Genomic DNA, 12,854 nt, shown 5'->3' on the forward strand with positions numbered 1-12,854 from the left:
TTAAATTAAAATTTAAAGTAATTTCATATTCAGTTAACATATTTTTTAGAGTTCAATTTAGCTATTGAGGGGCAACTAAATTTTTTAGTTGCCTTTTTCATCAAGTCTTATGCCATTATTTGAAAATATTTTGATGGAAACATGATAAATATCAGTTTAGGTGTTGGTTTTGTAAATTTAAATATTTTTTGATATTTGATGTTTAGATTGATAATAATTTCATTTTTAAATAGAATAATATATAAATTATTAAGAAAAATTATGAATTTTATAATGCAGGATATGGCAGGATGCTAAAACATTTGTAAGAATGTACTTTTCAAACATAATTCAATGTAAATAAAAATTAATATATGTCAATCAAAGTTAAACACAAAAATTTTAAGCCGCTTATCGCTCCGCTGTTTTTGCTGGCGTCTGGTTTTATGTTTGCACAGCAGAAAGCAAATGATTCTGTAAAAACAGACCGTACCAAAGACATCGAAGAAGTTGTGGTGATAGGATATGGAAAGGTGAAAAAATCTGACCTTACAGGTTCTGTAGCTTCGGTTTCTGCAAAAGAATTGGCAGCTACTCCCGCAATGAATGCTTTGCAGGCTTTGCAGGGTAGAGCAGCAGGTTTAAATATCGTGACATCAGGCGGTGCTCCCGGTGCCGGTGCCAACGTAACCATCCGTGGTGGAGCATCAATCACTTCCGGTACTACTCCTTTATATATTGTAGATGGTTTCCAGCTTGATAATGCATTGAACGTAATTAACCCGAATGATATCGAAAGTATCGACATTCTGAAAGGGCCATCAGCAATCGCCATCTATGGTGCACGTGGGTCAAACGGTATCATCATCATTAAAACGAAGAGCGGGAAAAAAGGGAGAACAGTAATTAATTACAATTCTTTCATGGCATTTGACATGCTTTCGAAGAGAATAGACATGATTTCGAACTCTGAGCAGTTTGTAAAATATCAGTACGAAATGGCTCAGCTGCAAGGTAAAACCACGCAGTGGAGTAATGTTTTCGACAACAGCTTAGGTACCGATACGCCTGGTTTCTATAATGGAGTTTTCAACAGAATTTCAAACCGTTACGGAAATGCAAGTGCGTTAGACTGGCAGGAAAAAATGTTGGGAGGTACAGGGATGACGCAAAACCATAACGTAAACTTCTCTACAGGAAACGAAAAAACCCAGGCTTTTGTAAGCTACAACTACAACAAGCAGGATGGTTTGCTTCAAAACTACAGCGAGACGAGAAACTCATTACGGGCCAATATCAATTCAGAGTTGAAAAAAGGCTTCAGAGTTGATTTCAGCACCATGTTTACTTCAAACTCTACCAATGGAGGGGGTGCGTATAGTGGGATCAAAAAAATCCTTCTTCAGCCAATTACGGGAGGTACACTCTTTACAGATGATGAGCTGTACAATACACAGACTTTTCCGGATTTTTCAAGTTTAGATTCCGGATATGATACCGAAAACCCATTTGTAGAAACCAATGCATCTACTTCAAACAACCGCTCAAGAACGTTTTTGGCTAATATGGGATTGGAAATTGATTTCCTTAAAAACTTTACTTTCAGAACTGCAGGGCAGTATCAATGGAGCAACAGTAAATCTACATCTTTTTCAGATCAAAACTCAAGGGCATTCCTCACAGATCCGGTAAATACGGGAATCAATGGGAGTATCGGAAACAGTGAGTCGTACAGATATCAGATTACCAATACCGTAAATTATACCAAAACTTTTGGCGAAAAGCACAGAGTAAGCGCTTTAGCAGGGCAGGAAGCTGTCTATTCTCAGTCTGAAAGCAACAGCATGAGGCTGATAAAATTCCCTATTGCGAATTCTGGTCTGGATGATATTAGAAATGCCACGGTGCAGGATAAATCTGCTGGCAGAGGTACTCCAAACACTTTACTTTCTTATTTCGGCAGAGTAAATTATACTTATGACGACCGTTATTTGGTAACAGGTACCCTTCGTTATGATGGTTCTTCCAAATTTGGAATTGGGAGAAAATGGGGTTTGTTCCCTTCGGCTGCTGTAGCTTGGAGACTGTCGCAGGAAAATTTCTGGCAAAACTCTAAGATTTCTAATGTGATCAATGATGTGAAATTCAGATATGAATACGGGGTTACAGGAAACAATGATGTTGATAGCAATATATTTTTCACCAACATTGTACAGACAGATTATCCAATCAACAACACGCCGGGAAATCCTGCTTACGTGCCGGGAACCAACCTTGGGAATCCAAACGCAAGCTGGGAAGAGTCTCAAAACTCTAACTTAGGATTGGATTTGGCGTTATTCAACAACCGAATTAAATTAACTGCCGAATTATATGATAACAAGGTAGTGGGAATGCTTTTAAACAGCGTGTATCCCGTGTCATCAGGGTATTCAAGACGAGTTGAGAATATCGGATCAATGACCAACCGTGGGATGGAATTTACTTTAAATACAGTCAACTTTAAAAATGCAGGTTTCAGATGGACTACCGATTTGAATTTCTCTTCAAATAGATCTGAAGTATTATCACTTGAGAAAAACCAGCCCAATAAAACATTCTCTGTAGGTGGAAACAGAACTGGTGTTGTTACCTATTACGCTACAGTGGGTGAGCGGTTGGGAGATATGTACGGGTATGTTTATCAGGGGGTGTATACAACAGATGACTTCCTTGTGAATACTGATGGTTCTTTTGGAGCTTTGAAACCAGGTGTTGTAAAACCAGCTACAGGTACCGCAAGACCTGGTGATATGAAATTTGCTGCTGACAATGAAGCAGGTGATCAGTTTACCAGAAAACTGCAGAAAATCGGAAACGGTACGCCGGATTTCTTCGGGGGTTTCCAAAACAATTTCTCTTACAAAGGTTTTGACCTTGCGGTATTTATGAAGTTCAGTGTTGGGGGCGATATCTACAATGCTACCAAGCACAGTTTAAGCCCGTATGCGCTTTACCAAAACGTTCCGGGAGAGTTTGGAAACAATTACTATCGTTTAATCGATCCTAATACAGGGCAGATTACCAATAATATACAGAGACTGAAAGAATTAAATCCAGACGAGGGTTCACGTACATGGAGCTTAAGCAATGCCAATTCTCAGAATATTACTTATCCGTCATCATATTACGTGGAAGATGGTTCTTATCTAAGAATCGCACAGGTTACATTAGGATATAGCTTCGAGAAACAGTTTTTACAAAATGTAGGATTGTCGAATGCTCGTATTTACTTAACTTTGAATAACTTGGCAACCATTACAGGATATTCGGGATATGATCCTGAGGTTTCTTCTGCAAGTGGGGTTGCTGTGACACCGGGCTTTGATAATTCCGCTTATCCGAGATCAAAAAGTTATGTTTTGGGAATCAATTTAACATTCTAATTATTTAATTTTTAACATCATGAAAAAATATACTTTTGTAAAAAGCTTGCTGGTTATCCCTTCTTTGGTGATTGCCACTCTATTCATTAATTCTTGTAGTGAAGATTTTCTCGATCAGCCTTCCTATACCGCTATAGATACCGAATCGGTATTTAAAGATTTGCCAACTGCAGATATGTTTATACAGGGGTGCTACAGAGCTTTGGTGCCTACTGAAATGTATTATCAGATGGGGGCAGGTGATACCGTAATGCACTCAGCTGAAGATGGCTCTACCAACAATTCAAAATACAATATCTGTAATTACAAATACGACGCTTTTACGCCAAATACACTTACGGGTATCTACTCTACCATGTATCAGTCTATTGAAAGAACCAACATCGCTATCAGCAGATTGTCAACAATGGAAGCTAGTGCCAGACGGGATGCCTTAATTGCGGAGGCTAAAGCAATCAGAGCATATTGCTACTATAACTTAATAAGAGTCTATGGAGATGTTCCTGCTGTTTGGTTGCCTCTTGAAGAGTTGGATCCGAACGACCCGAGTACTTTATACCCGAAACGTGCATCACGTGACGAGATTTATGACCGCATCATCGCAGATCTTCAGCAATCTATTCCGGCAATGCCTACTTTAGGTCAGGCTGGTTACCCTACCACAGAAAGATTAACAAGACCTGCAGCCAATGCTTTATTGGCAAGAATTGCTTTATATGCAGGTGGATATTCTCTTCGTTGGCCTTTAAATACTTCTACGCCGGGTACAATGTCCCGTCGTCCCGATAATGCAAGAGTGCAGCAACTGTATCAGATTGCAAATGATGCCTGTGCAGCTGTTATCACTGGAGGTCAAAACTCTTTGATGCAGGCTTCAGCAGGTAAAAGCGGTTTTGAAAGCCTGTGGTACAACTTCTGCAGAAGAAATTTAAGCACACTGAATCAGGAAGTGATGTTCCAGATTGCTCAGTACGGTCCTAATACCAATGGAGGATTTGGAGTGTATGCACATCCGGGTAGCCGTGGTGGGGTGTTTGGTTCCCGTAAGGCATTACAGTTCTTATTGCCAACTTACTATCTGTCATTTGCTCCGGGAGATACCAGAAGAGATGTGTCTTGTACTGCATACAGTATTTATTTCTTGAATGGTGGTGCAGCTACTGATACTTGGGTTGATGTAGGAACTACTTTCTCATGTATTATGCCTGGGAAATTCAGAATTTCTTGGTGTGTAGAGCCTCAGGCAGCAGATTCACGTAACCTGAATGTACCTTTGATCAGATATGCAGATGTACTTTTGATGTATGCAGAAACACAGAATTATTTAAATAATGGTCCTACAGCAGCAGGTATTGCAGCGCTACAGCAGGTAAGAAACCGTGCAGGCATCGGCTCTATGGCGATTCCTTCTGGGCAGGCTGCTTTTGATCAGGCTTTGGTTCAGGAAAGAAAATGGGAATTTGCCGGAGAGTTCAATCTTCGTACAGATTTAATCAGAATGAACAAACTTGAAAGTGAAATTTTAGCGACAAGACAGGCGATGAAAAATCTTTCAAACAAAACAGGACCTTATGCCAATACACCTGCACTTCGTCTTTATAAATACCGTAAAGATGCCCAGGCTTATGGAGATCCTTTCTTGGCGGTTACCTATATTGATTTAACAGACCCTACGCAGATTGCCGCTGCGTCAGCTGTCCCTACGAGCTCTGCAAACTATGCAGCTTTTCAGACTACGCTTAAAGGTATTGCAGCAGCAAACGGACAAACGTCTACGACTGATGATAAATGGTATCCTACAAGAATGTTTGAAGCGTACACGAGTACTTTCAATGGAAACGCAAGAAAGGCTGTAGGATTTACAAATGGTTTTAACGTTCTTCAGATTGGAGCAATCATTTATACCAAGCCAACAGGTTCAGCAGAAAATGGCGGAACCTATCCAAACTGGATCGAAGGTGGTGGCGATGGTTTATTCTATGGTTTTGTACCGAATAAAACAGAATTGCTTCCGTTCGCAAACCAAGCTGCAGGTCACCCAATGATTGACAACCCGAACTTAACGCAGCTTCCTGGGTACTAAAAACAAAACAATTAAGCAATTTTAATATTTTAACAAAGCAGCTTTTCGCTGATAAGAAATTATCCTTAAAGCTGCTTTTTGTTTTTTATAAATCTCAACTTGTAAATTCTATCATCTGTTTAAGATGGTGACAAACTATCAGAATACCATTTACATCATTTTATTTTGAACATAAGAGAAGCTTATAGGAATCTTATACCGATCTTATACCGCTAGCATCCCTTTTTCATACTGTCAAAATGTCAAAAATCATCTTTTCCAGAGAGATTTATACTTAAAAAACAACCTTATTTTTAATCTTGTTTAAATTCTAATCACAAAATAAAAATTACTTAATACAAACTTTCACCCAAACCTCTCAATTGATTGAAGTAAAAAAAACAGCACAGAAAAACTCTGAGGTCTTTTATAAGTCAACGGCTTTGTGAACCTTAAAAACATAAAGAATTTTAAATAAACTCCGTGCCCTCCGTGTTCAAAATCAAACACTTCAATCACCTACAATCAAAACTATTTTTAAAAACCGCCTCAGCGTTGTTAATTTTTTTTTAAATCAAAGCATTATCAGTATAGTACGGGATAGTGCAGTGGATATTAGAGGCTAAATTTGGGTAAAATTCAGAAAACAAAAAGAAATCAATGGAAAAAGTAAAAACATTCAAATACGTAGACTATTTGTGGGATGATGAAAAAGCAGCATCTTTTGGTGATGACCAGGTGGCTTTATTCTTATACCGCTCAAACATATTAGGAGCAGACCTTAGAATTACCAACTACGGAGGAGGTAATACAAGCTGCAAAACCATTGAAAAAGATCCTCTTACCAACGAAGAAGTTGAGGTAATGTGGGTAAAAGGTTCAGGTGGAGACATCGGAACACTAAACAGAGCAGGTATTGCAGGTCTTTACACCGAAAGATTGAGAAACCTTAAAAATGTTTACGAAGGTTTAGCAGACGAAGACAGAATGGTAGGCTTGTTCAACCACTGTATTTATGATCTTGACAGCAAAGCACCTTCTATCGACACACCGCTTCACGGTTTATTGCCGTTCAAACATATTGATCACCTTCACCCTGATGCTTTAATTGCAGTTGCTGCTGCAAAAGACAGCGAAGCCGTGACCAAAGAAATCTGGGGAGACACTATGGGATGGGTTCCTTGGCAAAAACCGGGATTCGATTTAGGTCTTCAGTTAGAAAAATGCCTGAATGATAATCCTGGAATCAGAGGAATAGTTTTAGGTAGCCACGGTTTATTTACTTGGGGAGATACTTCTTACGAATCTTACATCAACAGTTTAGAAGTTATCGAAATGGCTTCTGAATACATCGCTAAAAAAATCGAAGAAAAAGGTCAGGTTTTTGGCGGACAAAAAGTAGAGTCACTTCCTGCTGAAGAGCGTAAAGAAAAAGCAGCTCAGTTAATGCCTTTATTAAGAGGTTTAGCTTCTTCTGAAAACAGAATGGTAGGTCATTTCACAGACAGCAATGTTGTTTTGGAGTATATCAACTCTAATGATTTGGAAAGATTGGCTCCACTTGGAACTTCTTGCCCGGATCACTTCTTAAGAACTAAAATTCAACCGTTAGTATTGACTTTAGATAAAAACGAAGATTTGTCTGATTCTAAAGCGATTTTAGAAAAATTAAATCCACTTTTCGAGCAATACAGACAGGAATACAAAGAATATTACGAAACTTGTAAGCATCCAAACAGCCCGGCAATGCGTGATCCGAATCCGGTGATCATCATTTATCCTGGAGTGGGAATGTTCAGTTTCTCAAAAGATAAGCAGACAACACGTGTTGCAAGTGAATTTTACGTAAATGCAATCAACGTTATGCGTGGGGCAGAAGCAATTACAGAATACACAGCATTGCCAAGACAGGAAGCTTTCGATATCGAATATTGGTTATTGGAAGAAGCGAAATTGCAGAGAATGCCGAAAGAAAAACCATTGTCAAGAAAAATTGCCATCGTAACCGGAGCCGGAGGAGGAATCGGACAGGCAATTGCAGACAAAATGGTTGCTGAGGGTGCTGTTGTAGTTTATACAGATTTAAATACAGAAGCAGTAGAATCTGCAACTTCAAAGTACAATAAAGATCAGGCGATTGCCGTTCAGTGTGATGTAACGAGTGATGAAGCGATTGCAAAAGCATTCAAAGAAACAGTTTTGGCATTCGGAGGAGTAGATATTATCGTGCATTCTGCAGGTTTGGCGATTTCAAAATCTTTAGAAGAAACAACCCTGAAAGACTGGGATCTTTTGGAAAATGTTTTGGTGAAAGGACAGTTTTTGATGTCAAAATTCGGAACTGAAATCTTGAAAAAGCAAAACTTAGGCGGAGACATTGTCAACATTGCAAGCAAAAATGGTTTGGTTGCAGGACCAAACAACGTAGCTTACGGAACTGCAAAAGCAGCGCAACAGCACATGACAAGATTATTGGCAGCAGAATTGGCAGCAGATAAAATCAGAGTAAACGTTGTAAATCCTGACGGCGTAATCGTGGGAAGCAAAATCTGGGAAGGAGAATGGGCCGAAGGCCGTGCAAAAGCAAACGGAATTTCTGTTGAAGAATTACCTGCTTTCTACGCAAAAAGAAACCTTTTGAACGAAATTATTCTTCCTGAAGACATCGCCAACGGAGTTTTTGCTTGCGTTGCGATTTTAGATAAAAGTACAGGAAATATCATCAATGTAGACGGAGGAATGGCAAATGCGTTCCCGAGATAATATTAAAAATTTAACCACAAATCGAAGATTATCTCCTTTCAGTCGATGAATATTATTTCGACGAAGTCAAAAGGCACAAAAGTTTATTAGAGATATTATTCGGATTCTGAAAAGATCAAATAGGATTACCGAAATTTGTGAACTGAAAAGACGAGACTTATTTGAACTTTAATGCGAAAAACATTAAACTTAGAAATTTTCAGGAAAGCTTTTGTGGTAAAAATAAATTTAAAAATAAATCATGATTATAGGAAAAGATATCATTGAACAACACAATAAAAATGAAGTTGAAAATTTCAATTCAGACTTCGCATATTTATCAGATAAATTAACAAAATCAGGTTCAAACGTTGCTGAAATCGTTAACAAAATCGCCGATTTTCAGGTGGCAATTCCAAGTTGGGCTTTAGGTGCAGGTGGAACGCGTTTCGGAAGATTTTCTTATGGTGGCGAACCAGCAGTTTTGGAACAGAAATTAGATGATGTTGGTTTGCTTCACGCACTGACTCATTCTGCCGGAGCGGTTTCACTTCACATTCCATGGGATATTCCAAGTGATGTAAGTGCTTTGAAAGAAAGTGCAGCATCTCACGGATTGATCTTTGACGCAATGAATTCAAACACATTTCAGGATCAGCCGGATGCAAAACATTCATACAAATTTGGTTCTTTAAATTCTGTAAACGAAGATTCAAGAGCTTACGCAGTTGAACACAACAAAGAAGTCATCAGAATCGGGAAAGAATTAGATTCAAAAAGCTTAACCGTTTGGTTGGCAGACGGAGCAAGTTTTCCGGGACAGTTAAATTTCCAGACGGCTTTATCAAATACTGAGAAAAGTTTAAAGGAAGTCTACGAAGGAATGCCGGAAGACTGGAAATTATTCATTGAGTACAAACCTTACGAACCGAATTTCTACTCAACAACCATTCAGGATTGGGGAACGTCTTTTATGCTGGCAAACGCTTGTGGAGAGAGGGCTTACACTTTGGTTGATTTGGGTCATCATTTACCGAATACCAATATTGAACAAATCGTTGCAACCTTGATGTATAAAGGTAAATTGGGTGGTTTTCACTTCAACGACAGCAAGTACGGTGATGATGATTTGACGGTAGGTTCTATCAAACCTTACGCTTTGTTCCTGATCTTCAACGAGTTGGTGTACGGAATGGAGAATAATAAAAATAATCCTTATCCGGCCTGGATGATCGACGCCAGTCACAACATCAAAGATCCTTTGGAAGACTTATTGCAGTCTCTGGAAGCGATTTTAATTGCTTATGCTCAGGCACTTTTGGTGGATCAGAAAGCTTTAAAAGAAGCACAGTTGAATAACGATGTTGTTGCAGCTCAGGATATTTTGCAGAACGCTTACAGAACAGACGTCCGTCCGTTGTTGAAGGCGGCAAGACTGCAGACTGGCGCAGCTTTAGACCCGATCGCTGCTTACAGAAGTTTAAAGGTAAGAGAAACCTTGATTTCTGAAAGAGGCTGGGCAAAAGCAACAGGATTGTAAGATCCATTTTAATTTTAATAATTACTTTCAGGTGCAATCGAAAGTTTAATTATATGTATCCTTAATTATTACCGTTAAGAGTGTTTAGGTTCTATTCTCTAAACACTTCTTAATGGTTTTTGAAATTTAAATTTTGCTGAAAGCTTAAACTGTTAGAGAATTATACATCCGTATTTCCTTGCTGAGTAGAATCCCGAAACTTCGGGACGAACGAAAAATATACAGGAAAAGTTAAAAAAATCTTTGCCCTCTTTGCGTTAAAAAAGAATTTTAAACAGATTCTAAATCACATTTTGAAAAAACTAATTCCCATTTATAATAAATCATTAAATTCATCTCAGGAATGTCCAAAAAAAAGGTAACCATCGTATTTGATATTGGAAAAACCAATAAAAAATTCTTTCTGTTTGATAAAAATTACAAAGAAGTTGTGCGTGAATATACAGAATTACCGTTGACGACTGACGAAGACGGTTATCCCACAGAAGATCTTCCGGCATTACAAAACTGGATTAAAGATAATTTTAACTCCATTTTGGATGATGAAAATTACGAAGTAAAAGCTATCAATTTTTCTACTTACGGAGCAAGTTTTGTGCACCTCGATCAGAAAGGAAATGTGCTGACGCCTTTGTACAACTACACCAAACCGATGGATCAGGATATTCTTGATTTATTTTACGAAAAACATGGCAGCAAACTGAAAATTGCCCGCGAAACTGCATCTCCACAAACTGGAATGCTGAATTCCGGACTGCAGTTGTTCTGGTTAAAATACAAACATCCGGAAGTTTTTAAAAAAATCCGTTACAGCCTTCACTTACCTCAGTATTTATCGTATTTATTTACAGGAATCTGTGTTTCGGAATTTACATCGATCGGTTGTCATACCAACTTGTGGGATTACGACAAAGCAGACTACCACGACTGGGTTTACGAAGAAGGAATCGATGCTTTATTAGGACCAATTGTTCCGACTTCTGCGAGCATCAACACCTCTTACAGAAACAAAAAAATTAAAATCGGCGTTGGAATTCACGACAGTTCTTCAGCGCTTTTACCCTATATTTTAAGTAAAAAAGAACCGTTTTTATTGCTTTCAACCGGAACGTGGAGTATTTCTCTGAATCCATTCAACGATGAAAGTTTAACGGATGAAGACATCGAAAACAACTGTCTGAACTACATGAGAATCGATGGGAAACGTGTGAAAGCATCCCGTTTTTTCATGGGGAATGAATACAAAATTCAGGTTGAAAAACTGTGTGCTTACTACGGAAAAGAATACGGTTTCCACCGAGAAGTGCAGTTCGATCAGGAATTGTATTTGCGTTTAATGAAAAATAAAAACATCTACTTCCGTTTTGAAGGGATTATTCTGAAACGAAAAATGATTACCGCAACCGATTTAAATTCATTCGCAACCTTTGAAGAAGCGTATCATCAGTTGATGATTGAGCTGATGGATCTGCAGATTCATACCATTACCAACGCCATCGGAAATTCAGAAATTAAAAATATTTATATTGATGGAGGTTTTACAGACAATGATGTCTTTATGAAACTGATGTCTCACCATTTCCAGCATTACAACGTGATGTCTACGCATTCTCCGCTGGGCTCGGCTTTGGGAGCATCGATGGTGATTTCAAACAAAAAAATAGACGAAACTTTTTTACAGCAGCATTATCAGATGAAAGTGCTTCAACCTTTAATTTTAAATTATTAAAATCTGCTGGAAGCTGGAAGTCTGATGCTGGAAGTTAAATGAATATTGATAAACATTAAGTTTTCAACATCAAACATCAAACATCAAACCTCCATCACCCAACATCAAACATCCAACATTTATGGCATTTCCATTTGATACCAATTACGCTTCTCTAGAATTGCTGATCGAAAAAGCAAAAAAGAAAATGCCCCGTTTCGCATTCGAATATCTGGATGGCGGCTGTAACGAAAATATCAACCGCGACAGAAATACAAGTGAATTGCGCGATGTTCTGCTTCGTCCGCAATATCTGAACAACAATTACACGGAAGCCAATATGGAAACGGAATTATTCGGTGTAAAATATTCTGCCCCTTTTGGAATTTCCCCCGTTGGTTTACAAGGATTGATGTGGCCGAATGCTCCGGAAATTTTAGCAAAAGCAGCTTTTAAGCATAATATTCCTTTCATTTTAAGTACGGTAACGACCAGCAGCATCGAAAGAATTGCAGAACTGACGGAAGGAAAAGCTTGGTATCAACTTTATCATCCGAAAGAAGAATGGTTGCGTGACGATATTTTGGATCGTTGCGAAGCTTCTGGTTATGACGTGTTATGCGTTTTGTCTGATGTTCCTACTTTCGGTTACAGAGCAAAAGAAATCAGAAACGGTTTGGCAATGCCGCCGCAACTGAATTTCAGAAATGTTTCCCAAGCTTTGGCAAGACCTGAATGGTGTCTTGAAATTTTGAAACACGGCGTTCCAAGTTTTAAAACCATGGAAAAATACATGGACAAAAACATGAACGTGAAGCAGCTGGGTCAGTTTATGAACTCTACTTTTTCAGGAAGATTAAATTCAGACAGAATCAAAGCCATCCGTGATAAATGGAAAGGAAAACTGGTCATCAAAGGCGTCGCTTCCGATGAAGACGCAGCAGAAGCGGTGCGTTTAGGTTTCGACGGAATGATCATCTCCAACCACGGCGGAAGACAGTTGGATGCAGGAGAATCGACGATTGCGGTAGTGAAAGAAATCAGCGAAAAATACAAAGGTCAGATAAAAATCATGATGGACAGCGGCGTAAGAACCGGTCCGGATGTTGCCCGTGCTTTGAGCTGTGGCGCAGAATTTACCTTTATGGGAAGAACGTTTATGTACGCCGTTGGAGCTTTAGGTGACAAAGGTGGTGACCATATTATTGAAATGCTTAAAATGCAGTTCAGACAGGTGATGGAGCAGGTTTGTTGTGATACGCCGGAGGAGTTGCAGAATTTTAGGGTGAAGTAGGTGAAGCGGGAAGATGGAAGCGGGATGCTGGAAGTTTTTTAGTTTTGCTTTTACTCAAATGATCTTTCATAAAAATTGAAATAAAAAATACAGTTCGATGAATT

The 12,854-nt window shown here is 38.8% G+C and carries 6 protein-coding genes; all 6 read left to right on the forward strand.

Annotated elements, in window-relative coordinates:
- Positions 1 to 353 precede the first annotated feature (353 nt).
- Positions 354 to 3,404, forward strand: a complete 3,051-nt coding sequence (locus AC2A1G_RS17595) for a SusC/RagA family TonB-linked outer membrane protein (RefSeq protein WP_484048196.1) — start codon at positions 354 to 356, stop codon at positions 3,402 to 3,404.
- 19 nt (positions 3,405 to 3,423) lie between these two features.
- On the forward strand, positions 3,424 to 5,487 hold the full coding sequence (locus tag AC2A1G_RS17600; RefSeq protein WP_484048197.1) for a RagB/SusD family nutrient uptake outer membrane protein: 2,064 nt from the start codon (positions 3,424 to 3,426) through the stop codon (positions 5,485 to 5,487).
- A 639-nt stretch (positions 5,488 to 6,126) separates the two neighbouring features.
- Positions 6,127 to 8,229: a bifunctional aldolase/short-chain dehydrogenase gene (locus AC2A1G_RS17605; protein ID WP_484048198.1), complete on the forward strand. Its 2,103-nt coding sequence runs from the start codon at positions 6,127 to 6,129 to the stop codon at positions 8,227 to 8,229.
- A 241-nt stretch (positions 8,230 to 8,470) separates the two neighbouring features.
- A complete protein-coding gene (locus AC2A1G_RS17610; protein ID WP_484048199.1) occupies positions 8,471 to 9,748 on the forward strand; it encodes a sugar isomerase in 1,278 nt (425 codons plus the stop codon).
- Positions 9,749 to 10,091: 343 nt separating this feature from the next.
- Positions 10,092 to 11,477 carry an FGGY-family carbohydrate kinase gene (locus AC2A1G_RS17615; RefSeq protein WP_484048200.1) on the forward strand — a complete coding sequence of 462 codons (1,386 nt, stop codon included), beginning with the start codon at positions 10,092 to 10,094 and terminating at the stop codon, positions 11,475 to 11,477.
- A gap of 121 nt (positions 11,478 to 11,598) precedes the next feature.
- Positions 11,599 to 12,750: an alpha-hydroxy acid oxidase gene (locus AC2A1G_RS17620; RefSeq protein WP_484048201.1), complete on the forward strand. Its 1,152-nt coding sequence runs from the start codon at positions 11,599 to 11,601 to the stop codon at positions 12,748 to 12,750.
- The last annotated feature ends 104 nt before the right edge of the window (positions 12,751 to 12,854 follow it).

This window comes from Chryseobacterium sp. HNCC26DJ240 (assembly GCF_057180485.1).